Here is a 23,083-nt window from a genome sequence, read left to right as displayed (position 1 = left end):
GATGTTCGGTTTTATATTTCCAGGTTCTTCACGAATGCCATGAGCGAGCCCGCCGGATTCTCCGAAAAAATGTACATCCTCGACGAAGCCACGTTGGCAGAGGGTTTCGGCGCGGTAGTGGTAATATTCCAATTATATTCGGTACCATTCGTATAAAACTCGTTGGTACCGGCTTTGTAGATGTAGATCACAAACAGCACGGGGGTTGGCTGACCGTTATAGGTTTGCCCAGCCGTCGGGAAGGGATCGATGGAGATCGTTTCGCTGAATTCACCGGGTTTTACGTTTTTCACACGGGCCAGTTCTTCGAACACTTTCGGTATGAAATACAATTTGCCCACGGCGATGTCTACCGGTCCGGTATAATTCGTTTGTATCGGCATCCACATGTACTTCAGTTTGATCTTTCCTTCCTCAAACGGAGGCGGCGTGGGCATGTCGCCTACTTTTCCGTTCAGATAAAAGAAATTGAGCTTGAAAGTCCCTTCTTCTTTTTTTACTTCCTTTTCCAGGATCACTTTTCCAGACTTCTCACTAACCGTCATTTTTACTGTATTTTTTCCTTCCGGAAAGGTATAAGCCGCATTGGCATTGAATTTCCCTTTGGAGAGATAAAACTTTTTCTGGAGGGTATCGATCTGAACTTCGAGGTCCTGACCGCTGCCGTTGTAGCCAGACAAGGCGAAAGACAACATTTCTTCCTTGTACAGGAAATCATCCCCTTTATCACAGGCCGCCGCAAAGAGCGCCATGGTCGCCAGCAGGATAAACCCGATATGTTTCGTTTTCATGATTTGCATTTTGATACGCGAAAAAATTAGAATGTATAGCCGACAGACAAGCTGAACGAAGTGCCCACTTTCCGGATGAACGTGTCCTGGTCGCCGATCCTCCGTTTCCGCTTGCCGTCTTCCGTCATTTCCAGGTATCCGGCTTCGTATTTCTGCGAGAAGCCGAATTTCCATTCGTAGATCTCGTTCCATTCGGTGGTGGTGATGGCGGAGTGGGCCATGCCTTTCCATTTGTCGAGGTATTTGTAGGTATCGTCGCTGTTGATATAGAAACGGTACGCGCTGTTGGTGAGGTTGCTCATATTGAGCCTTACCATCAGTTTTCTGTTTTTAAGGAAGGCGTAGCTCACTTGCGCGTCCAGCTGGTCGCGGGGGCGTTCGTACTCCACGATGTTCGGCGTCATGCCGGTGGTGAAGGTTTTGTATCCCATGTGGTTGAAGGCCAGGTTGGCGCCGAGGCGTTTGCCGGCATATTGCATGGCGATGTTGTAGAGGATGGGCACCTGGCCGTAAAGGGGCCGTTTCTCCTTCAGCTGCTGCTTGGTACGGTAGCGGTATTCGTAACCGTATTTGTTGGTAACGAGGGTTTGTCCGCCGAATTGCGCCGCCTGCACGGTGGAGTTTTGCAGCGTGAGGTTACCGCTCAGGTAAAAATCCTGGAGGAATTTCCATTGCGGATACACGAACCCGAGGCTCTTGCGGATATCGAATTCCCAGCCGTGCACTTTGGCCCATTCGGAGTTGTTGGTTTTGACATAAATCCGGCCGGTAGCATCGGGCTGATCGCGGTAGATTTCCACGGGCTTGTCGAAAAATTTATAGAAATAGCCGAATGAAATCACTTCGCCGGGCCTGGGGTACCATTCGAAGCGGAGGTCGTAATGGTCGATGAGGGTAGACAAAACGCCTTCGTTCATGCGATACGCCGCAACGGCGGGATCGTAGCGGACCATACGGGAATTCTCGATCAGCGAAGGGCGCACCACCGTTTGCGCATATGCGGCGCGGATATTGAAATCCTTCGCAGGAGAGATCGTCAGGCTGGCCGACGGCAAATAACGCCAGGCCTTTTCTTCGTTCACAGGATCGGCGAAGGCGCTTACGACCTTGCCGGTTTCGGGGTCGATGTACCGTACCCTTTCCCCTTCGAGGATGAGGTTGTTGATCTGCTGGTCGTTGGCGCCGTTCCTGATCCTTTCATAATTGTAATATTCGGCGCGCAGCCCCCATACCAGGCGCATCCAGTCCGTAAACCGGTTATCGAGCATGAGGTAACCGGCTTTATTGGTGTTCTTGCCTTCGTAGCCGCTGCGCGAGAATGCGGCGGGGTAATACAGCAGGTCGTTCAACGGATCTTTATATTCCAGGAACTTGTTCCATTCCTGTACCGGTTCATAGCCATACAGTCCGTTAGACGTCAGCAGCGCCCCGATCGGCAATACCATCCAGTCATAATAACCATGCCTGTCCATATACTGCACGCCGGCCTTCGCGATCTGTTTCCGGCCGAACAGTTGGGTTTGATAGCTGAGGGCGCCTTCGGCGATGCGGTTCGTTTCTTCGTAGAGGTACTGCGCCCTGTTGAACGTGCCGGTCCCCGGGTTGGTAATGGCCGTGGGCATTACGTTGTACATCATGCCGTTGAGGGTGTAGACGGGTTTGAGCCAGGCTTCCACCGCGTCTTTCTCGCGGTTGGTGACCTTATTGCGCGCCACGTTCCATTCGAACCGGAATTTCCCGAAAGTATGGTCGCCGTTGATGCGGTTCTGTACCATATCGAGGAACTTCGGGCGGTCGTACTCCCTGACAGCGGGCATATCGCCATACCCGATCTCGTTCCCCCAGCCCACGAGCCGGGAAAACTGGTTATTGAACACGCGCGAGTAGAAATTGCGCACCGTGATCTTGTGGTCCTTCGCGCTCCAACCGGCATTCAGCAACGCGCCCCAGGCCGTACTGAAATTGTAATAGTTCGCGTAAGTAGGCTCTTCTTCTTCACCGGTAACGGCATTGTACATCCGGTTGTTCAGCTTTTCCCAGTTCCCCCGCTCGAAATGGGAAACATCGTCGATCGACTGCTCATTCCGGTAGCTCACGGAGCCTACGAACCCGATGCGGCTGTTCTTCACGTTATAACTCCGCCCCAAACTGAACTGGTAATTCTGTCCCGGAGCGGCGGTGTATTTGCGGGTGCCCAGGCGCTCCAGGCCCCCGATCCTTCTGTTTTGCTCCGCCACCTGCGCCGGCGTAACGAGCGTGGTGCCGGGAGCGGGCGTTGCGTTGGGATTGGAAGGGTCGTAATTCCGGCCGTCGAACAGGATCATGTTGTCGGGGAAGTGCTCGCGGCTGCCGTCGTCGAAACCGAGAAAATCGTTTTTGCCACGGCCGTACCCGAGAAACTCCTTCCCGGTAACGCCGGAGATGTATTTGCTGCCGATGCTGACCGTCGTGAAATTTTCGTGGGGAATGGCGAATGTATTGATCTGTACCAATCCGCCGCCGAACCCGAAACTCATGTCTGGCGTAGCGGTTTTGGAAACGATGACGTTATCGATGAGGTTACTGGGAATGATGTCGAACTCGAAATCCCGGATCTGCACGTCTGTACTGGGAAGAACGGCGCCGTCCATCATCGCCAGGTTGTACCGCTCCGCGATGCCGCGGATCACCACCCGGCGGTTATCGTTGGTACTAACGCCGGAAATGCGTTTCAACGTTTCGCCGACGTTCTTGTCTGGCAGCGCAGAAATCTGCTCCCGGCTCATCCCGTTCGAAATACCGGCTTCGTTCTTCTGCCGCGCGTACAGCGACGCCACGGATTCCTTGCCTGCGGAAGACGTTACCACGACCCCGCTCAGTGTGCTTTTCTGGCGTTTCAGGGTGGCGTTCAGCTCGAAGGTTTGGCCATCCTTCACCTCGATCCCCGTCACGCGCTTGGTACCATACCCGATGGAGGAAATCTCCACTTCGTATTTCCCCGGAGGCAGGCTGAGCACGAAGGAACCGTCGATTTTGGTGGTAGTTCCCTTGCTGCCGATGCGCACCGTCACGAAAGGCAACGGTTCGCCGTTCGATTCGTCGATGATCTTGCCGGAAATGCGCCCGTCGGCCCTAACCGCTGCCGTGGCAACTGCCGGTGTTTCGGGGATCGCGCCGGGTTTGAGGATCACGGCGCCCATGTCGCTGGCGCTATGCGTGATGCCCAGCGTGGATTGCAGGGTTTCGAGGACTTCCTTCACCGAAGGGCTCGCACTCCGGAAATGGACCGGCTTCTCCAGCCGCCCGCTCACTTCCTTCCCGAATGTGAACTGGACGGATTCGGATTGCTCGATCAACGCGATCACTTCCTTCCCTTTCAATTCCTTCTTCGGAAGCGGGATCAGTTTGGTCATATCCTGGGCCCGGAGCCCGGAATTACCAGGAAATATCAAAGGGATAATAAATGCAGCGATACAAAGTATCCTGTTTTGCATAATTTTATGGATTAAATGTTGCAGACTCATGTTAGTACTGTGCGTTTAGCCGCTGCATGGGTGGTGAGATACCCTTGCGGCACGGACCGGACTGTTCGCGCAGGCCGGTTTTTTCTTTGGTAAATGTTAAGGCATGCGGTTGATCGTTGGTTTGAGCGGTTAGTAAATGATGATCCTGTCGTTTTCCCTTTTATACCGGAAGCCCAGTGTTTCCGACAGCAGGGCGATAGCTTCCGTGCAGGACTGGCGCCGGATGCGGATGGTCACGGTTTCCTGCTGCCAGCGGGTGTTACGGATTTCGACCGGAACGTTGTACCAGTCGGAAAGCGACTGCACCACTTCGGCGAGCGGCGCCTGGTCGAACACCATCCCCCGGCTCCACCATTCACACAGCAAAGCCGCGTCTACCGCATCCACCGTATAATCGCGCTGCTGCGCATTATACCGCAAACGCCTGCCCGGCGTAAGGTTGGCCAGGTGCTTCCCGTCGAACGCGACGCCCACTTTCCCCGTGCGTACGATCACGGAGGCGGAAAGACTGTCGGTCGATTTCACTTCGAAGGAAGTGCCCAGCACCTGCGTGGTCAGTTTCCCTACCCGCACGAAAAACGCCCGGGAAGGGTTTTCCTTCACGTCGAAGAAGCCCCTTCCGCTCAGCGCGATGCGGCGGTCTGTTACATTATAATTATCGGGGATGGTGAGCGTAGCGCCGGGAAAAAGGTGGACCACGCTGCTATCGGGCAGATACACGGTTTTGGGCGAACCGGGCTGGGTGACGATCGTTTGGACGAATGCGGCGGGAGGCGTTTGCCGGGACAGTAACATCCAGGCAGCGGTGGCCACCAGCAAAGCCGCGGCCGCAGCGTACGCCAGCCATTTCCGGTGATTGTTGACGGGGCGGAGATGGAGATTCGTTTTCCGGGAGACGGATTGCCAAATGGCAGAATGAACCGCCTGCCGGTGGCGGGGCTCCAGGGCATGGTGGTCTTCCGGCCGCTCCTGCAGCCACTTCCCGATCCATTCCTTTTCTGCTGCCGATGCCGTACCGGCGAGGTATCTTTCAAACGTTTCTCCGAGTTGTTCTACGTTCATATCGTTGCGGGAATTTTCCGTTCCCACCTATATGCGTATCCAACCATCGTTTTCAACTATCGCGGAATGTTACCAAATTATTACCAAAGGAAAATGGCGCTGAGGATGGCTTCCCGGAGCTGTTTGCGGAGTTTCTGGTAGCTGGTGTTCAGCTGGTTGCGAACGGTTTGTTCCGACACGCCCAGCATCCCTGCGATCTCTTTCACAGAAAAATGTTCTTCCTGCCGAAGGCGGTACACCTGCCGCATTTTCTCCGGCAGCCGGGCTATCTCCTGTTCCGCCAGGGCCTGGAGCTCCTTAAACCGCAATGGATCGGCAAAGGCGGTGATGTCCGGTAAAATGTTTTGTTCCAGCTCGCTATAGCGCCCCGCGTTTTTTGCCGCACGGGCCACCTGCGCGATGGTCTCGTATTGGACGGCCGCGTGGAGATAGGCCGCCAGTGTGGTTTCTATGGAAATGGAAGCCCGGCGCGTCCAGACGCGGATCATCACATCCTGCACCACGTCCTGCGCGTCGGCTTCAGACTTGATCCGGTTGTAGGCATACACGTAGAGGCGCTCCCAGTAACGGTCGAACAGCTGCCTGAACGCCGCACCATCGTCTTGCCTGACCCGGCCCCATAATTCCATATCCGTAAGTTCGCAAGTTTCCATTGAGCAAGGGCATGGCGCCCGGTGTAAAATTAAGCGGGTTTGCGGGATGCGGGGGTTATGGTTTCTTTAATTTTTGACGGCATGAAAACAGCGACGCGTTTTTCCGTCCAAAAATATTTATGTAGTAAACTATATATTTAACTATATAATCGTATATTCGCGGATAAACAGCCAAAGCCATACAGATGGATTTCATTAAAGAATTGGGCTACAAGGCGCTGGACAGCCGGCTGAAACGCATCAGCGACCGCATCGCGCACGACGTCCGGAAGTTCTACAAGGAACAGGGGCTAGATATCGAACCGAACTGGTACCTCGTTTTCATGTTGCTGCGCCACGGCGAAGCGGTCCCCATCGCTGCCATCGCCGAGCGGTTGGGATATGCGCACCCGTCGGTTGTGATGCTGGTGCGGAAAATGGCGGAAAAGAAATACCTGCTGGTGAAGCAGGACAGCAAAGACAGGCGCCAGCAGCTGGTTTCCCTGTCCCCCAAAGCCGCAAAACTGCTCCCGCAGCTGGAAAAAATATGGGACAGTTGCGAAAAAGCCATCCTGCAGGTGCTGGCAGGGGATCTCGGCATCCTCCAGCACCTCGACCGGATCGACATGGCATTGAAAACACGATCCTTTCACGACCGCTTCCAACAAGCTTACCTGGATTCCAACATATCATGAAGACACTCACACTATTTTTCGCACTGCTACTCCCCCTGGCAGCTTCCGCCATCGAAACCAAAGTAATGGTGCGGGCCAGGGCGCGCGACGCCAAATTCATCGGCAGCTCCCTCGGCGGCGCTTACGTTATTATCCGCAACAAGGCCAACCAGCGCATCCTCGCAGAAGGAAAAACCGCCGGTACGCCCGGGAACACGCAGCTCATCATGAAGAACCCCGTGGCTAGGGGCACCGCTATCAGCGACGATCAAACGGCGGGATTCCTGGCAACCATCGATATCGACGAGCCTACGTTCGTCAACATCGAAGTGATTGCACCGTTCAACCAGAAGCAGGCGCAAACGATCGTCAGCACGGAATGCTGGCTCCTTCCCGGTAAAAATGTGCTGGGCGACGGCATCATTCTCGAAATCCCGGGGTTCATCGTAGACATCCTCAAACCCCGCACGCATCAGTTCATATCGTTGAAAACCGTGAAAGACCAACCTTTCCAGTTCCAGGCGAACATCGTCATGATGTGCGGCTGCGTGATCGACAAGGGCGGGCTCTGGAATTCCGATGAAATGGAAGTGAAAGGTGTGTTGAAGAAAGACGGAAAAGCGATCCGGGAAGTGAAGTTTTCGCTGGTTTCGGCAAACCTTTTCGAAGGGGATTGCCCCATCACGCAAACCGGGAATTACGAACTGGTGCTGTATGCATGGCATGAGAAAACGGGGAATGCCGGGGTCGACAAGATGAATTTCGTGTTGTATGAATAAATATTTTTTATCATGGTATTTTTAAGGGATGGACGACGTTGAAATTCTTGCGGCTTTCCGCGCCCGCAGGGCGCATTACGACACCTGGCTGCAGGCGAACGATGTACCCATGTGCACCTGTCCGGGTTGTGGATTCCCCACGCTGGAAACACGCTGCGACTTTGAGATTTGTGAAATTTGTTATTGGGAGGATGATGGGCAGGACGACAATTCCGGCAGCATCCTGGACGAATTGCAGGCATCGGGGATCAAAGTTTCCGGTCCCAACGGCCCCCTAACACTCATGGAAAACCGGATCAACATCGGCCGGAAAATTGAAGTGCATGCGGATCTGATTCGGGGCGAAGTGGACACCGATACCGGGCGCGTGATGCAGAAAATCGCATTCTACCGGCAACGCAAATCCGATATCGCTGACCGGATGACGGGCGACGAACACATCCAGGACCATATCTGGATCGAATGGAAGGAAGTTTCGAAAGATTTGCTGATGGATTTGATGGTACCCAAGGAAACCGATGTCGGCGAATAAAAAGAGACCCGCTTCCAGTGCGGGTCTCCGTAAAATCACAGGCCCGGAAGAGCCCGTGCGTACCAAATCAAGATTTGCTTGAACTAACCAAGATCTTTATTGTCATATTCTTATCGTTCCGAATTCACCGGCTCCTGTTCCCGCAAAGCCGCCGCGCCCAGCAAAATGCCCTCTTCGCCGAGTGCGGACACCTGGAACCGGTATTCCCTTCCAGCAGCGGCCAGTCCCGCTTCCAGCGCATCCCCGAACAACGGGTATGCCTTCGCGATATTGCCGCCCAGCAGGATGGTATCCACTTCCGGCGCAGCTTCCGACAGAAAATCCGCCAGGTTCGCACCGAATTTCCGGAATACTTCGCCGCTGTTTTCCCGGGTTGCCAATTCCCGCACCGATGTCAGCCGCTCTCCGCCCTGCGTCGCAAATGCGTGCAGCAGCCAGCGGGAAGAAAAGTAGTCGTCGGCCAGGGAATCCCCGAAAGACCGGCACCAGTAATCCGGCGAAAAATATCCTTCACCAGACCGGATCACCGATCCAAAACCCGTTCCCAGCGTCAGTCCCAATACATTTTCGTTTTCCGGGAAACAACCCGCGAAGTAATGCCCGCGGAGGAAACAGGTGGCATCGTTATCGAAAAGGATGTTGCCGGCAGCGATCTGCAATCTTTCCGCCAGCGCGTCCTTTACATTCACGCCGTACAGCGCATCAAACTTCGCCTGGTCACGGATCCAGGAAACGCCGGCCGCATAATCGAACGGCCCCGGCATCGCCACCGCGACCTGCGCACCACCGTGCGTTTCCATGCACCGGGCGATGGCGGCGGCCCAGCAATCGAGGATCTCGCCTGCCGGGCTCCGGGAATCCACCTGCATCCGGGAACCTCCGTTGCATGTCCTGCTTTCCATATCAACGGCCGCTACGGTAATGTGCGAGCCGCCAATGTCCACCGCTGTGATCTTCATTTTCCTGTAATTATTGGTTTTTTACCGCCCATTTGCGCAGCAGCTGGATCGCATCATATAATACACCTGCTTCGCCGCGGAAGTCGCCGGAGCCGGAAGGTTTACCGGAACGCACTTCGTACCACTCGTGGAACCCGTACCGGATCACGCGGTCGAGCATGGGGCTCATTTCCGCGTACGCCTCATTGTTAAAACCGTTGAGGTGCAGTGCATGGATCATCCGGCCGCCGAACCAGGTCCAGTCGCCGGCGTTCTGGTAATGGTACGCCGCCATGTTGGGGAATACTTCCACCGGGTAGGGCGGGTACACCGTCATCCCGATCGTCGCGAATTTCTCTTTCTCCGCCGCGTTCAGGAACTGATCGTTAATGGCGCGGATCTCCGATTTGGAGTGCAGCCCGGCCAGGATGGCGCAGGCGGTACCGCCGGTATACAAAATCTCATTTTCGTCGAAATCCGCGGGGAAAGGGCTTCCGTCCAGGTAAATATGCGGGATGTACTTTTTCTTCTCCGCGTCCCAGAGGTGTTTGCGGACGTTCTTTTTAATATCGCCGGCCGTCTGTTTCCATTTTCTGTACATCTCCCCTTTCGGCAATAGGGTCATGAAATCGTTCAGGGCGATGATGAACATCGCGTTGTCGTAGATATCGATGGTCCATTTGGTTTTATCGTTAAGCGCAACGCCCCAGCCTTTTTCGGGCTGAACATCACCCCAGTCGATGGTAGTGGCGCCTTTGATGAGGCCGTAATCCGCGGCCCAGCGTTCTTTGAGGAGAAAGTCCATCGCGGCCTCCATGCGCTGAAGCACGGTTTGCCCGCCTACTTTTTCATCGAGGATGTCTGTATCGCCGGTGGCGTCGATGTATTTGCGGATGGCCTGGATGAGGGAGGTTTCCTGGTCGGTTTCCACGGTATTTTTGTGGCTCACCCATTCCGGAGCGAGGTCGGTGCTGGCGTATTTGTAAGCCAGCGCGGCATCTTTCCTGGCGGTGGCGCCATCGGGAATGTTACCGTCTGCCCCCTGGAGCTTGCAAAACAGGAGCAGCGCCTCTTTCACGTCCTTTTTATCGCGTACCCGGAGCGATCCGGTGATGAAGGTATTGAGGTCGCGGATCCAGATCTCACCGTATCCGTTACCGGCGTTGAACCCGTTGAGGATCCGCAGGGCGCGGGTTTCCACGGTATCCAGCCGGCTGTCGCCCAATATCTGCCTGGCCAATGCGCGCTTTCCGATGCTTTCTTCTATCCTTCCCGGATAAGACACCAGTTTCAAATCCCCCGTCTGCGCAAATGATGCCGCCGAAGCGAATAAAAAACTCAAAAAAATCAAACGTTTCATGCTACTTGTTTGTGGTTCCTGTTGATTGTTGGTATATCCAGACCGGCATTACCGGTCGTGCGTGAATAACGAAATTTCTCCCATGGTAAAAAATGCACTGTTCCCCCAGTTGGTGAGCAGTTTGAAACGGTAATACCGGAATTTGGCGGTGCCTGCGGCCACGGCGAAATCTTCTCCCGCCAGCGCATAATCCACGTCTTCCTGTGTATTCTCCCCAACGGGCCTGCCGGATGGCTTCACCGATGCGAAGGCGCCTATTTGGGTCCAGCTGTCCCAACTTCCGTCGCCCGCCGGACCGTTGCTCCCGTATACTTCGAACGTTTTCACGTTCTCGATTTTGTACAGCCTGTCTGTTGCCTGCCAGTATTTGATACGGCTCAGCGCGGCCGGTTGCCCCACGTCGATGGTAAACCATGCCGGCACCTGGTTGGCCGTGGCGAAGCCTGAATGTATGTTCCCGTCCCACAGGTAATGCATCAGCCAGCCGTGATTGCTTTTGATATCGGTCGGCAGTTCCAGCACACTGAACCCTGATTTCGCCAATTGCCGCTCAAAAACAGGCAGCGTGGCGGAAGACAGGGGCGGATAGAAAAACTCGAACGCCATGGTATCGGGCTTGTATTGCGAGCGGTACGTCAATTGCGACCTGCTTTCGTAGTCGGGTAATGTTGTCACTGATTCGGTGGAAGGTACGATGATCGTCCTTTCCACGCCGTCGGCGCCTTTATATTTCACTTCCGTGCCCAGCTCCCCGCCGGCCGGCTCTCCCCAGTTCAGGAGCACCTGGCTCCCGTCGGCCGACTGTTCCACCGAACGCAACGTACGGTTCACCAGCGAGCTGGTGTAATTCTGGCCGTATGCCACGCCAAAAGCGTTGACCACTACGGAAATATGGCCTTCATCATCGTATGTATACAAGGCGAAGTTATAATTCCCTTCTTTCAGGTCCGGCACCAGCACATCGATGGTATCAATACCGGACGTGCGTTTGACGGGTACGGTGACAGAATCGGCGTTATTGCTCCAGAACACGCGCAGCTGGCTCACCAGCGGATCGTTCCCCAATACGACGGACAATTTGATCCGGTTGAGGCCCGGCTTCACGAGCACGGTGTCTGCCCGGCCGGGATAGATGATTTCCCCGCCTTTCATAAAGTCTTTGTATGCGTCGCGATTGTCTTTGGAGCAGGATGCGGCGGCCAGAACGATCATCCCGATTAACAGTGAAATGCGTAAATCTTTCATGATTTTGATTGGTTAATGGGATGGATTAATGGGTATCGCCGAACATTTTGATCTCGTGGAAATTCACGTATGTACCGTTCGACCAGTTCTTCAGCGTTTTGAAGCGGATGTACCTCACTTTCGGCGAGTTTACCGGGAAGCTGACGGTGTGCCCGAGCAGTGCGGCTTCCTGGTCGGCCTGGGAAAGCTGGCCTTCGGGCAGGCCGGAAGGTTTGATCTGCGTGGACCGGGCCAACAGTACCCAGCTATCGTCGAAGCTGCCGTTGGGATTGGGGGCGTTGCTGCCCCAGATTTCCACTTCTTTCGGGTTGTGCAGGCTGAAGAAGAACCCCGGGCGCATGAACCACACCAGCCGGCTCAGTTTGGCGGTAACGCCCATATCGTAGGTAAACCATTGCGGCATGCGCGCATCGTCTGAAGAGTGATAGAAACCTGCCTGGGTATTGCCGTCGAACAGGCCGGCAATAGAGCCGAGGTGCCCGATGGGCGCGTCTCCGGGCAATACCACCCCGTTCATTTTGGTACGGTCGAGCTGCTCCTCGAAAAGCGGCGTGAGCTCGGTAAGGAGGGTGTCTGACAGGTTGCCCCAGCGGTCGCGCACGTACACGCCGAACCGGGTGGGTTTGTTAGGCATGTTCCGGGTGGAGAAATCGCCTTTCTTCAGTTTGGTGTATTGTGTGGCGCGGGGAGAAAACTGGCCCAGCGAATCGATCGACAATACCACGATGGCGAGATCTTTCTCTTCTTCGTTTTCGAAAGAAACGTTCACGCCGCCGAAGTCGGGTATAATGTCCAGTGTTCTGCGCACGATCCAGACAGGCGGCTCCAGGGGCTTGACGGTGATTTCCGTTGGGGCGGAAACGTTTTCGCTCCTGTCTACCGCAAACAGCGTGACGGTGTAGGAATTCGTATCGCCGAACCCTTCCATGACGAGGCTGCGGTTGAAACGGCTCACGCGGGTTTCGCGCACTGTGCCTCCCGGAGTGGTGTAGCGGGCTTTGATATACTGAAGGTCCTTATCCCCGGGCAATTCGAAACTGATCCTTGCCGCGCCGTGGAGGTTTTCCACGGTGAGGTTACGGACGGCGCCCGGAGGCGTTCCGTCCTTTTCCACAGGACCGGCCTCGTCCCTTTTACAAGCGCCCGCCGCCAGTAAAATGGCCAATGCGGCGAGGGTGATTTTGTTTGGCATACTGATATTTTTAAACTGCTTTCGCAAATGATATCATGAATTTTTCGTTACCATCCGGGGTTTTGCACCAGGTTGGGATTGATCTGCAGGTTACTTTCCGCGATGGGCCAGAAGTAATCGCGCGGGGCGATGAACTGCGGGCTGTACAGGAGCACGCGGCGGTTGTAGTCTTCGTAAGTGGCCTGAATGATATCCCAACCGTAAATCGCTTTACTCAGTTCCTGCGGCGCGGTTTTCCAGCGGCGGAGGTCCCAGAACCGGCTGCCTTCGAACGCCATTTCGATGGTGCGTTCCTGGCGTACGATCTCTCGCAGTCCGTCTTTGGTGGTGTATTTGGTGGGATTGGAGGAATAGGTGGACCAGGCGCTTTCCACCGATTTCAGCCCCGCTCTTTCGCGGACCATGTTCAGGTAGCGCAGCGCGCCGGCAGCATCGCCGGTTTCGTTCAGCGCTTCGGCATACAGCAGGTACAGATCGGTCAGGCGGATAACCGGCCAGGGATAAGACTCTACGGTAAGGCTTGTTTTGTCGAACACGAGGTTCCAGTTCACGATTTTTTTCGTGTAATAGCCGGTGATGGAATAAATGCGGCTTTGTTTTTTGCCCGCCCATTGTTCGGATTTGCTCTGGACCCTGAATTCCCCGTTGCGCATGAACCATTTGGAACCGTCGAAAGCGATGTCTGCATAGAAACGGGGCTCGCGGTCGAAATGAAGCCCTACCGACTTATACCCTTCCTGGATACCGGAATCGAGCGTGGTGGCCGTGCGCAGTTTGAAACGATTGGCATGGTCCCAGGTTTTGTCTTCGGTGATGGGCACGCCGTTCTTCGTGTAAAACAGCTCCGCGATCTTCAGGGGAGGGGCCAGTTTGGCTTTCAGGGCGATGTTAAAGTTGTTGGGATCGAGCTGGGGGCAGGCATAGGTTTGGAGCCAGTAGGTGGGAGTGCCGCCGGCCGTATTCCCCCAGATCAGCTCGCTGTTCCATTTCTCGCCCACAGCGTTGCGGATATTGAGCTCCGTACGGGTGAAATTATTGACTTCCACTACCGCCGAATTGAAATAATACAACTTCAGCCCCGCTGCCGCAGCCACGTCGATAGCCGCTTTACAAGCCTCACGCGCGCGCACCCATTTCTGATCGTCGGGCTGCGGGTTGAACAGCAGCTGCCCGTTATTGTTCCTGAAATTTGCAAAATCGTTATTGCCATTGAACAAAGGACTGGCGGCCGTTACGAGTACCCGCGCTTTTAAGGCCAGCGCCGCTGCTTTGGTAACGCGCCCCAGTTCGGTGGTAACGCTGGTAATTTTCAGGGGCAACGCTTCGCCGGCGGCGGCATCGTCGAGCATCTGCACGATGTAGTTCACAACGGAATCGGCCGGCTGTCGGTACACTTTCATATCTGCCGGCGGCGCATCGATCGGGAGGTTTTTATCCATGATGGGGATAGGTCCGTACATCCGGAAAAGGTACCAGTGCATGTAAGCCTTCAGGAACCTGGCTTCCGCGATCCAGCGGTCTCTTTCATAAGGCTGCAAGTCGTACACCTTACCCACGTTCTCCAGGAAAATGTTGCATATGCGGATACCTTGCCAGAGCGACTTCCCATCGAACCCGTCCCAATAATTCATATACGGCGAAGCCTTTTGCTGGTTGCCGCGGGCGATGTTGTATGGATCGAGGAAAAAGTAATCTTCCTGCATGGGCCAATACGTCCACGCCTCATCTCCGCCGCTGAAGGCGGGATTCTTGTCGGGATGGCCTTCCTGCGGGAGAAAGGAGTAGCAGGTGAAAAGATATTTTTCGGCTTCGAGGCGGCTCGCGAAAGCGTGATCCAGCGTGGGCACGTTGTCTGGCACCATATCGAGGAACCCTTTCATACAGGACCCCAACATCGCCGCAACTCCCAGCAGCACCATGGCCACCATCCGGCCCTTTAATATTCTAACTGACATGAAAATGTAATGTTTCAGGTGATTGAAATGTATGGCGCCAGGGATTACAGCTGTACGTTGATACCCATGTTGAACGTCCGCTGGACGGGGTATCCCAGCCCGTTGCCGCCCTGTTCAGGATCCCACAGCTTGAAGGCGCTGATCACGAAAAGATTGACGGCGTTCGCATAAATGCGCAGCCCGTTGATGCGGTATCTTTTCAAACCCTTGTCGCCGATGTTGTACCCGATCTCGGCGTTCTTCATCCGGAGGAAGGCGCCGTCGCGCATCCACCAGCTCGACATCTTGTTGTTGTTGGCGCTCTGCGTCATCCCCAGCCTTGGCCAGAAGGCGTAAATGTTGCGGTTGTCTTCAGACCAGTGGTCGTCTGCGATCGCTTTGAGCAATCCGTTTTCGTTGGGCCCGTTGGCCACGAAAGGCGAAATCCTGGCCGGGTCGATGTAGAAAGAAGAACGGGCCGATCCCTGGAAGAAAGTGCTGATGTCGAAATTTTTGTAGCCGAACGAGAAGCCGAACCCGTATATGATTTCCGGGGTAACGGGATAGCTCATCCCGTTGATCATGTCCAGGTCGGTGATCTGGCCGTCGCCGTTCAGGTCGCGGTATTTGATGTCGCCGCCGCGGGTTTCGCCGAAATGCTGCTTGGGAGCATTCTTCACGTCTTCATCGTCTACAAACAATCTTTCCGCCACCAAACCGTAAGCGAGGCCAACCGAGTGACCAACGCGGGAGAGGTACTTCATGCTGGCCGCATATTCCGGCTCTTCGTTCACCAGGATTTCGCTGGTGGCGTAGGTGAACGTACCGCGGGCCTGCAGCCAGGCTTTCCCGAAGGTTTTGTTGTAATCGGCCTGCAGCTCAAACCCGCGTCCTTCGGCCACGCCTACATTGGCAGACACCGGCGCCGTTAAGCCCATGGTGGTGGGAACGTAAGCCCGTTGCATGAGGATGCTGTTGCGGCGCTCCCTGTAAGCGTCTATGGTAAAGTTCACCGAGTTCCAAAGGCTGAGGTCCATGCCCACGTTCGTCTTGAGGGCACGTTCCCAGGTAATCAGCTCGTTGGGATATCGGGAGATCAGCACGCCCGGCCGGCCGTACCCGTAATGCTCGCCAAACGTTGCCCCGTACGGATTGTAGTTCAGGTTCACGTTGGAAAGATAGAAGAACCGGTCTTCCGCCCGCCCGATCTGGTCGTTGCCGGCCAGACCGTAAGTGGCGCGAAGTTTCAGGCGGGAAATGGTATTGGATAAACCGGAAAAGAAATCTTCGCTGCTCACGTTCCAGGCCACGCCCGCAGAGGGGAAGAAACCGAACCGGTTCCTTTTCGCGAAACGCTCGGAACCGTTATACCCGAAGTTGCCTTCAAACATGTAGCGGTCGTCGTACCCGTAAGTCACGCGTCCGGAAACGCCCTGGTTGCGGAAAGGGAGCGATTGCTGCAGGTCGGTGGAGTTGCCGTTCAGATAGTTCCGGCGGATACCGATCAGCAAACCGCCGACATTGTGCACTTTATTGAAGGTGCGGTTGTACATGATAGCAGCTTCCGCGTAGGTGGTGGTATTGACGATCTTGGCGCCGGGGTTGTAGCTGAGGTATTCCGTCCCGGTTTTCTCGTTCAGGAGCGACAGCGTATAACCGCCCGGTTCGTCGAGCGAGGGATTGGCGGAATAATAGAAGGGCGAGAACTGGCGCGAAAGGCTGAAGCTCGAATACCGTTTCGTATAGATCATCATGCGGGCCGTGAGGCCGGGCGTCACGAAGTTGAAGTCCTGCTTCAGTTCCAACTGCACGTTCAGCGTGGAGGTATTGTATTGCTGGAAGCCCGAAACCATGTCGGCGTATGGGTTCGTGAATACTGCGCCGTCTGTGCCGCGGGCGGCGTTGCCGAACAGCGGGTGCTTTACCTGCGGGCGGTCGCTGGCCGGGAATATGGCGGGAAAGCGGACGGGATTTGCGTTGAGTACGCTGCCGAAGATGGCGCTGCCGCCGCCGATCGGCCCGTTGTAGTCGTCGAAATTACCCGTGGTACGGAAAATGGCTTCTGTGGTTTTGGTGAGTTGGAGGTTCACGTTGGAGCGGACCTCGTAGCTGCGCAGCTTGATGTTGCTGTTGAAGCCGCTGCCGCTTTGGGACTTGAGGATGCCGTTGTCCTGGTTCACGGTGGCGCCCACATAATATTGCGCTTTGGGGCTGCCGCCGCTGAGATTGATGTTGAGCCGCTGGTTGTTCGTATTCTTTTTGATCATCTGATCTATCCAGTTGTTGTTCGGATAGAGATAAGGATTGTCTCCCGCCAGGGTGTGGTCGATTTTATTCTGCGAATACGGGAGCACGCCGAGCGGGTCGCGGGTGAGCATGGCTTCGTTGGCCAGGCGCATGTAGGTGATATTATCTGCCAGTTTGAAGTTGCGGGAGTTCGATGTTATGGAGTTCTCCAGCCGCACGTTCATTTTGGTAGCGCCGCTTTTCCCGGACTTGGTGTTGACGAGGATCACCCCGTTGGCGCCGCGGGCGCCGTAGAGCGAGGATGCGGCGGCGTCTTTCAGCACGGAAAACCCTGCGATATCGTCGGGCTGGATGCGCGCCAGTTCTGTGGCAGTGGATTCCATCCCGTCGATGAGGATGAGCGGGTCGATTTTACCGGAACCGAAAGAGGTGATGCCGCGGATAAAGAACTGGGCGTTGTCGGCCCCGGGCTCGCCGCTTCGCTGGTAGGAGATCATGCCGGAGATGCGGCCTGCGAGCATGGTGGTGAGGTTACTGGTGGGGCCTTTCAGCTCTTTGGGGTTGATGGTGGTGATGGAGCTCACCATGCTTTGTTTTTTCTGATGGCCATAAGCTACGATCACCACGTCGTCGAGATCGTTTTTATCTTCCAGCAGGGTTACATTGACGGTGCTCCGGCCGCCGGCCACGATTTGCTGGGATTGAAATCCGACGAAGGAGAACACGAGGGTGTCTGCGAGGGATTTCAGCTGGAGCGTAAATTTGCCGTCTGGTGTGGTGACGGTGCCGGACTGTGTGTTTTTGATGCGAATGTTTACGCCGGGAATGGCTTGTCCTTTCGTATCGGTCACACTGCCGGTTATTGTCAGTGCCTGTCCTAAGGCTGAGTTGGCGAGCAACAGGAGGAGCCATTGGAAGAGGTACCGCTTTCTACATAACAACGGGAAGTTCTTCTTCATAGTGAACGGGAATGTGAATATGTTTTAATTGTGTGTACATATTTACATATAAACCCGGGAAAGTACAAACATTTTGACCGGAAAAATTTTAATAATTTCATAATATATTGATAATATGATAATTACGCATGATTCGCTATTCTCCTGAGTGATGCTTTTTTTGCACCCTTCAGACATTCGGGAGGAATCTGCCGGCGGAATGGGTTGGCTACGGATTTTATTTTCTAATTTGCAGGTAAGTTATGTTTATACATGTATGCGATTAAAGATTGACCATCAAAGCGCCGTGCCGCTGCATATCCAGGCGGAGAACCTGTTACGGGAGCTCATCAAGCAGCCCGAATACCAGGCCGGGAAGTTGTTGCCTAACGAAGTAGAGCTGGCCAAACGGCTGGCCATATCCCGCACCACCCTGCGCCAGGCCATCAACAAGCTGGTGTATGAAGAACTGCTGGTGCGCAAGAAACGCCTCGGCACCAAAGTGGCCAACGCCAAGATGAGCTCCAAATCCATGAACTGGCTTAGCTTTTCGCAGGAAATGCAGGCCCGGGGGATCGCCATCAAAAACTACGAGCTCCACATCAGCTGGGTGTTCCCCGATGAAGCCGTGGCCGGCTTCTTCGATATCAAAACCGACCAGAAAGTCCTCAAGCTCGAACGCCTCAGAGGCAATACCCAGGAACCTTTCGTATACTTCATCTCCTACTTCCACCCAAGGGTGGGGCTCACCGGCGACGAAGACTTCAAAATGCCCCTCTACGAAATGCTGGAGCAGGAACACTTCGTCATCGCCACCCTGTCTAAAGAAGAGATCAGCGCCCGGCTGGCCGATAAACTGATCGCCCAAAAGCTGGAAGTAGATGTGGACAGCGCCATCCTCCTCCGGAAACGCTTCGTGTTCGACCAGGCAGACCGCCCCATCGAATACAACCTCGGCTACTACAAAGCCGAAAGCTTCATCTACACCGTCGAAAGCAGGCGCTCTACCTGATCCGCCGCTTCCCAATGGTTTGGAATTTAATTTGTTTTGGTATATGTTTGTACATTACTACATTTATATACCTTATGTCTACCATTAATCCAGCACAAACCCAAGAGAAACGCCGGTTCAGGGCCACGGAACAGTTCCTGGCGCCGCATATCAAGGAAAAACGGGACCCGGCAGGCTATGACATTTACCCCTGCTTCCCCGCAGCAGGGCCCATCCACGCTGGGTTCGACTCCCTCCTCACCTGGATCCTCCAACGCCGCGCCAACATCATCATCGACGGATACGTTGGCGTTCAATGGGACGATTTCATCTCCGCCCTCCAAACACGCCTCGCCGCCATTCAAACAGACGCCCGTTTCGTCAACGTCAACGCCGCCCTGCTCCCGCCTGCAGACCGCGAAGCGCTCGTTGCGCCCAGCCTCGGCAATGGCGATCCCCTCTTCGGGAAAGTATTCGGCGGCCAGCTGAGCGATTTCTTTTCCCCCGAAAAACTCCGCAACATCCAGCCCGAAAACGGCCAGCTGAATATCCTCTATGGCTGCGGCGCCTCGCTTTGCGGCTGGGAAGGCGCACTCCTCTATATCGATCTCCCCAAAAACGAGATCCAGTTCCGCTCCCGCGCCGGGCAGGTCTGCAACATCGGCCACCACAGCATTTCGGGCGACGCGCGCCAGCAATACAAATCATTCTATTTCGTAGACTGGCCCGTGCTCAACCGGCATAAAAAAACACTGCTCCCTTCCGTAGAACTGTTCATCGACGAGCAGCGCCTCAGCGAGATCACCTGGTGCGAAGGCGATACGCTCCGCAATACGCTGCACGAAATGTCGCGCAATATGTTCCGCGCCCGGCCCTGGTTCGAACCGGGCGTATGGGGCGGCCACTGGATCCGGGAAAACATCGCGGAGCTCAACCCCAACGTCGTGAATTATGCCTGGTCGTTCGAACTGATCGCCCCGGAAAACGGCATCCTCCTGGAACACGAAGGCCTGCTGCAGGAAATATCCCTGGATACGATGCTCATGCTCGATAACGCCGCCGTGCTCGGTAAAGCCGCGCCCCGCTTCGGCACCACCTTCCCCATCCGTTTCGATTTCCTCGATACCTTCGATGGCGGCAACCTCTCCATCCAGTGCCACCCCAGCGTTCCCTACACGCGCGACAATTTCGGCGAACCCTTCACGCAAGACGAAACCTATTACATCCTCGACGCCAAACCCGGCGCCAAAGTATATCTCGGCTTCCAGGACGATATCGATGCAACCGCTTTCAGAAGTGCGCTGGAAAACAGTGCGGAACAACACCAGGCGGTCGACATCGAAAAATACGTACAGGTATTCCCCTCCAACCGCCACGACCTTTTCCTCATCCCCAACGGCACCGTGCATAGTTCCGGGAAAGACAACCTGGTACTTGAGATCAGCGCCACGCCCTACATCTACACCTTCAAAATGTACGACTGGATGCGTACCGACCTCAACGGCCGGCCCCGCACGCTCAACATCGCGCGGGCGTTCGAGAATCTTGATTTTGACCGGAAAGGCGATGTGGTAAGGGAAACCCTGCTGTCGGCCCCGGTTACCATCCAGCAGGGGACCAACTGGCGCCTCCTGCACCTGCCCACCCATCCCCAGCATTTCTACCGCATCGAGCGGGTGGAATTCTCCACCGCCATACAGCTCGATACCAATAACCAATGCCACGTGCTGAGCCTCGTGGAAGGCGAGCGTATCCGCGTGGTGACGAACGGCCGGGAGCAGGTGGTACATTATGCGGAAACCTTCATCATCCCCGCTGCCGCCGGCGCTTACTCGCTCCTGAACGACAGCGGCGGGGAAGTGAAAGTTGTCAGGTCTTTCGTGAAAGAAGAATGTTGTTAACCTCTATACCGATAACATGAATCCATCCGCCAAGTACGTAGGTCTCGCCACATTTACCGCCGCCCTCGGCGGGCTCCTGTTCGGCTTCGACATGGCCGTTATTTCAGGGGCGCTGCTTTTCGTCAAAGACCAGTTCCGGCTAACGGACGCCGTTCAGGGCTGGTTCGTATCGTCGGCCCTTGTGGGTTGTATTGCCGGCGTCGCGTTTTCCGGCGTGCTGAGCGACCGTTTGGGAAGAAAAAAGATGCTCGCCGCCGCGGCGGTGCTGTTTCTGCTGTCGGCCGTCGGCAGCGCGCTTTCTCCGGGTTTTACCGTTTTGGTGCTGGCGCGCATTGCTGGCGGCGTGGGCGTGGGCATCGCGTCTATCGTTGCGCCGCTGTACATTTCCGAGATCGCGCCGGCGCATATCCGCGGGCGGCTGGTTACCCTGTACCAGCTGGCCATCACCGCGGGCATCCTCCTCGCCTACCTGACGAATGCGGCCGTTCTCCAATATGCGCAACTATTGCCTGGCGCCCATCTGCTCGTTGCCGAGCCCTGGCGCGCCATGATCGGCATCGGCGGCATTCCTTCGCTGCTGTTTATCATCTGCATCGCGTTTATCCCGGAAAGTCCGCGCTGGTTGCTGCAAACCGGGCGTACGGCCGAAGGGATGGCCATTTTACAGAAAATGAACGGTAGTATGGACGTTGGCGTTGCGCCTGCCGCGGCTTCCCGGAGTTCTTTCCGGGAACTGTTTTCGCCGGCCTTGCGTAAACCCATGCTGATCGGCATTTTACTGCCTTTGTTCTCCCAGTTCAGCGGCATCAATGCGGTGATCTATTACGGGCCGCGCATCCTGAACGAAGCCGGGATCAACATTTCGAACGCATTGCTGAGCCAGACGATTTTCGGGATCGCCAATTTCGTGTTCACGCTCATCGCCATCTGGAAGGTAGACAGTATGGGACGGCGGCCGCTGTATCTCGCGGGTTCGCTGGGTGCCGCCGCCAGCCTCATTTTCGCGGGATACTGCATGCATACCGGGGCCACGGGGAACCTGGCGCTGGTGGTGGCGATCATCCTGTTTCTCGCCTGCTTCGCGTTTTCGCTGGGACCGCTGAAGTTCGTCATCGCTTCCGAGATATACCCGACACATATCCGTGGACAGGCCATGGCCGTGAGCCTGATGACCATGTGGGTCGCCGATTCCATCGTGGGGCAGCTCACGCCGGTGCTGCTGGGCAAATTCGGGGGCGCCGCCACTTTCTGGTTCTTCGCCTGCTGCTGCCTCCTCGCCTTCTGGACCGTTCTGCGGATGGTCCCCGAAACGAAGGGGCGATCGCTGGAAACGATGGACGATGTTTTCAAGGCACACTGATCTGACGCTATTTATCCACTCCCGATGCCTTTCGGCACATATGCCAGATGAAAAGGCTTCCTCCCGGGGAAGCCTTTTTTCTTTCCCGGGTTACGGTCCAGGAGGCAACTTCAGCAATCAGTCGAAAATAATTTTATGGAAATCACATCGTTATGCATCCTCCTACCACAACCGTCTTCATATCTGATATAAAATCAAACCACCATGCATGTTATGAAAAGAGGAATTCCAGCCATTTGTTTTTCCCTGTTTACACAGGTGATGACGGGCTTTGCACAGGATGCGGGCGACAAATGGCTCCGGGAGAACGCGTGGGCGCTGCAGGCCGATACGGTTGCCTCCACGGCGGACCTTGATTTCCTGTCGCAGGAGCTGAAAAACAATACCGTCATCGGTTTGAGAGAAGCTACCCATGGCACGAAGGAACACCCGCCAGCCTGCATCCGGCAAAGTCAGGATCTTCGGGTTCGACCGGGAAGAATACGCCGCCGACCCGTTGACGCGGGATAAATTCATGGCGAAGCATATCGTCGCGGAACAGGCCGCCAGTAAAGCCAGGATCATGCTTTGGGCGCATAACGTTCATATAGCGAAAGACCTGGAAATGGGCGAATTCAAGACGGTGGGATATTATATGCAGCAGCAATACGGTGAAAAATATTATGCGTCGGGAACGGATACCTACAGCGGCTCCGTGCATGTAATACAACCCTCCCGATAGTTCCCGGCGTCGATTTCGACGCGATCCTGTTTATCAACAAAACCACGTCATCAAAATTATGGGAGCCCGCCAATTGATCTGCCGTTACGGATGCTGCATGCATGATTTCATGCCGACGGTGAAGTCTGCCCGCGGATAATTCAGGCGATCGTTGCTTTTCGCCGTATTGACGATGATGGCGTCCAGCCCGGCGACGGCAAATAAAGCATTATAAAAGATCAATTTACCGGTTGTACCCCACTGATATTTCATGAAAATTTACCCTGATGAAATTCCGGCGCCG

The 23,083-nt window shown here is 55.3% G+C and carries 18 protein-coding genes; 7 read left to right on the top strand and 11 right to left on the bottom strand.

What is annotated here, in order from left to right:
• Positions 1-11: 11 nt before the first annotated feature.
• The 4 genes from EJ361_RS09385 to EJ361_RS09370 all read right to left on the bottom strand — a co-directional run bounded on the left by EJ361_RS09385 (position 12) and on the right by EJ361_RS09370 (position 5,985).
• Positions 12-791 carry a hypothetical protein gene (locus tag EJ361_RS09385; protein ID WP_126245222.1) on the bottom strand — a complete coding sequence of 260 codons (780 nt, stop codon included), beginning with the start codon at positions 789-791 and terminating at the stop codon, positions 12-14.
• 26 nt (positions 792-817) lie between these two features.
• A complete protein-coding gene (locus EJ361_RS09380; RefSeq protein ID WP_205686967.1) occupies positions 818-4,264 on the bottom strand; it encodes a TonB-dependent receptor in 3,447 nt (1,148 codons plus the stop codon).
• Between the two features lie 159 nt (positions 4,265-4,423).
• Positions 4,424-5,356: a FecR family protein gene (locus tag EJ361_RS09375; protein ID WP_126245221.1), complete on the bottom strand. Its 933-nt coding sequence runs from the start codon at positions 5,354-5,356 to the stop codon at positions 4,424-4,426.
• An 80-nt stretch (positions 5,357-5,436) separates the two neighbouring features.
• Positions 5,437-5,985 carry an RNA polymerase sigma factor gene (locus tag EJ361_RS09370; RefSeq protein ID WP_164714148.1) on the bottom strand — a complete coding sequence of 183 codons (549 nt, stop codon included), beginning with the start codon at positions 5,983-5,985 and terminating at the stop codon, positions 5,437-5,439.
• Between the two features lie 209 nt (positions 5,986-6,194).
• Between EJ361_RS09370 and EJ361_RS09365 the strand changes: the two genes are divergently transcribed.
• The 3 genes from EJ361_RS09365 to EJ361_RS09355 are packed head-to-tail and all read left to right on the top strand — an operon-like array spanning position 6,195 to position 7,973.
• Entirely contained in the window at positions 6,195-6,683 is a 489-nt protein-coding gene (locus EJ361_RS09365) for a MarR family winged helix-turn-helix transcriptional regulator (protein WP_126245219.1), read from the top strand.
• Complete coding sequence (locus EJ361_RS09360) at positions 6,680-7,441, top strand: hypothetical protein (RefSeq protein WP_126245218.1); 762 nt, start codon at positions 6,680-6,682, stop codon at positions 7,439-7,441. The genes EJ361_RS09365 and EJ361_RS09360 overlap by 4 nt, the downstream gene beginning before the upstream one ends.
• Positions 7,442-7,469: 28 nt before the next feature.
• Positions 7,470-7,973: a CPCC family cysteine-rich protein gene (locus tag EJ361_RS09355; protein WP_205686966.1), complete on the top strand. Its 504-nt coding sequence runs from the start codon at positions 7,470-7,472 to the stop codon at positions 7,971-7,973.
• A gap of 110 nt (positions 7,974-8,083) precedes the next feature.
• Here the strand turns inward: EJ361_RS09355 and EJ361_RS09350 are convergent, their stop codons facing one another.
• Genes EJ361_RS09350 through EJ361_RS09325 form a run of 6 tightly spaced genes read right to left on the bottom strand, consistent with a single transcriptional unit; the run spans position 8,084 to position 17,848 of the window.
• Entirely contained in the window at positions 8,084-8,932 is an 849-nt protein-coding gene (locus EJ361_RS09350; protein WP_126245217.1) for an ROK family protein, read from the bottom strand.
• 10 nt (positions 8,933-8,942) lie between these two features.
• Positions 8,943-10,271, bottom strand: a complete 1,329-nt coding sequence (locus tag EJ361_RS09345; protein ID WP_240646592.1) for a glucosidase family protein — start codon at positions 10,269-10,271, stop codon at positions 8,943-8,945.
• A 48-nt stretch (positions 10,272-10,319) separates the two neighbouring features.
• Positions 10,320-11,516: a DUF4998 domain-containing protein gene (locus EJ361_RS09340; protein WP_126245216.1), complete on the bottom strand. Its 1,197-nt coding sequence runs from the start codon at positions 11,514-11,516 to the stop codon at positions 10,320-10,322.
• A gap of 25 nt (positions 11,517-11,541) precedes the next feature.
• Complete coding sequence (locus EJ361_RS09335) at positions 11,542-12,708, bottom strand: DUF5000 domain-containing lipoprotein (protein ID WP_126245215.1); 1,167 nt, start codon at positions 12,706-12,708, stop codon at positions 11,542-11,544.
• 47 nt (positions 12,709-12,755) lie between these two features.
• A complete protein-coding gene (locus tag EJ361_RS09330; protein ID WP_126245214.1) occupies positions 12,756-14,663 on the bottom strand; it encodes a RagB/SusD family nutrient uptake outer membrane protein in 1,908 nt (635 codons plus the stop codon).
• A gap of 44 nt (positions 14,664-14,707) precedes the next feature.
• Entirely contained in the window at positions 14,708-17,848 is a 3,141-nt protein-coding gene (locus EJ361_RS09325; protein WP_126245213.1) for a SusC/RagA family TonB-linked outer membrane protein, read from the bottom strand.
• A 256-nt stretch (positions 17,849-18,104) separates the two neighbouring features.
• On the opposite strand from EJ361_RS09325, the gene EJ361_RS09320 reads away from it, so the two are divergent.
• The 4 genes from EJ361_RS09320 (at position 18,105) to EJ361_RS09305 (ending at position 22,800) form a co-directional block, all read left to right on the top strand.
• On the top strand, positions 18,105-18,839 hold the full coding sequence (locus EJ361_RS09320) for a GntR family transcriptional regulator (RefSeq protein WP_126245212.1): 735 nt from the start codon (positions 18,105-18,107) through the stop codon (positions 18,837-18,839).
• Between the two features lie 74 nt (positions 18,840-18,913).
• Positions 18,914-20,719 (top strand): class I mannose-6-phosphate isomerase, encoded by a 1,806-nt coding sequence (locus tag EJ361_RS09315; protein WP_205686965.1) that lies wholly within the window; start codon positions 18,914-18,916, stop codon positions 20,717-20,719.
• A gap of 16 nt (positions 20,720-20,735) precedes the next feature.
• Positions 20,736-22,079 carry a sugar porter family MFS transporter gene (locus EJ361_RS09310; RefSeq protein ID WP_126245211.1) on the top strand — a complete coding sequence of 448 codons (1,344 nt, stop codon included), beginning with the start codon at positions 20,736-20,738 and terminating at the stop codon, positions 22,077-22,079.
• 412 nt (positions 22,080-22,491) lie between these two features.
• Positions 22,492-22,800, top strand: a complete 309-nt coding sequence (locus EJ361_RS09305) for an erythromycin esterase family protein (protein ID WP_126245210.1) — start codon at positions 22,492-22,494, stop codon at positions 22,798-22,800.
• An 84-nt stretch (positions 22,801-22,884) separates the two neighbouring features.
• Here the strand turns inward: EJ361_RS09305 and EJ361_RS25585 are convergent, their stop codons facing one another.
• Positions 22,885-23,052, bottom strand: coding sequence for a hypothetical protein (locus EJ361_RS25585; RefSeq protein ID WP_164714147.1), 168 nt, complete (start codon positions 23,050-23,052; stop codon positions 22,885-22,887).
• Positions 23,053-23,083: the final 31 nt, after the last annotated feature.

Origin of the sequence: Chitinophaga rhizosphaerae, from assembly GCF_003958645.1 — a bacterium.
Taxonomy (GTDB): domain Bacteria; phylum Bacteroidota; class Bacteroidia; order Chitinophagales; family Chitinophagaceae; genus Chitinophaga; species Chitinophaga rhizosphaerae.
The sequence above is the reverse complement of the archived record's forward strand: the minus strand, read 5'-3'. Positions and strand labels throughout refer to the sequence as shown.

Coding starts and splice junctions, on each gene's coding strand:
- EJ361_RS09380 (WP_205686967.1), bottom strand. CDS start 4,264: ATGCAAAACAGGATACTTTGTATCGCTGCATTTATTATCCCTTTGATA.
- EJ361_RS09370 (WP_164714148.1), bottom strand. CDS start 5,985: ATGGAATTATGGGGCCGGGTCAGGCAAGACGATGGTGCGGCGTTCAGG.
- EJ361_RS09375 (WP_126245221.1), bottom strand. CDS start 5,356: ATGAACGTAGAACAACTCGGAGAAACGTTTGAAAGATACCTCGCCGGT.
- EJ361_RS09320 (WP_126245212.1), top strand. CDS start 18,105: ATGCGATTAAAGATTGACCATCAAAGCGCCGTGCCGCTGCATATCCAG.
- EJ361_RS09315 (WP_205686965.1), top strand. CDS start 18,914: ATGTCTACCATTAATCCAGCACAAACCCAAGAGAAACGCCGGTTCAGG.
- EJ361_RS09360 (WP_126245218.1), top strand. CDS start 6,680: ATGAAGACACTCACACTATTTTTCGCACTGCTACTCCCCCTGGCAGCT.
- EJ361_RS09355 (WP_205686966.1), top strand. CDS start 7,470: ATGGACGACGTTGAAATTCTTGCGGCTTTCCGCGCCCGCAGGGCGCAT.
- EJ361_RS09325 (WP_126245213.1), bottom strand. CDS start 17,848: ATGAAGAAGAACTTCCCGTTGTTATGTAGAAAGCGGTACCTCTTCCAA.
- EJ361_RS09335 (WP_126245215.1), bottom strand. CDS start 12,708: ATGCCAAACAAAATCACCCTCGCCGCATTGGCCATTTTACTGGCGGCG.
- EJ361_RS09350 (WP_126245217.1), bottom strand. CDS start 8,932: ATGAAGATCACAGCGGTGGACATTGGCGGCTCGCACATTACCGTAGCG.
- EJ361_RS09330 (WP_126245214.1), bottom strand. CDS start 14,663: ATGTCAGTTAGAATATTAAAGGGCCGGATGGTGGCCATGGTGCTGCTG.
- EJ361_RS09385 (WP_126245222.1), bottom strand. CDS start 791: ATGAAAACGAAACATATCGGGTTTATCCTGCTGGCGACCATGGCGCTC.
- EJ361_RS09340 (WP_126245216.1), bottom strand. CDS start 11,516: ATGAAAGATTTACGCATTTCACTGTTAATCGGGATGATCGTTCTGGCC.
- EJ361_RS09310 (WP_126245211.1), top strand. CDS start 20,736: ATGAATCCATCCGCCAAGTACGTAGGTCTCGCCACATTTACCGCCGCC.
- EJ361_RS09345 (WP_240646592.1), bottom strand. CDS start 10,271: ATGAAACGTTTGATTTTTTTGAGTTTTTTATTCGCTTCGGCGGCATCA.
- EJ361_RS09365 (WP_126245219.1), top strand. CDS start 6,195: ATGGATTTCATTAAAGAATTGGGCTACAAGGCGCTGGACAGCCGGCTG.
- EJ361_RS09305 (WP_126245210.1), top strand. CDS start 22,492: ATGGCACGAAGGAACACCCGCCAGCCTGCATCCGGCAAAGTCAGGATC.
- EJ361_RS25585 (WP_164714147.1), bottom strand. CDS start 23,052: ATGAAATATCAGTGGGGTACAACCGGTAAATTGATCTTTTATAATGCT.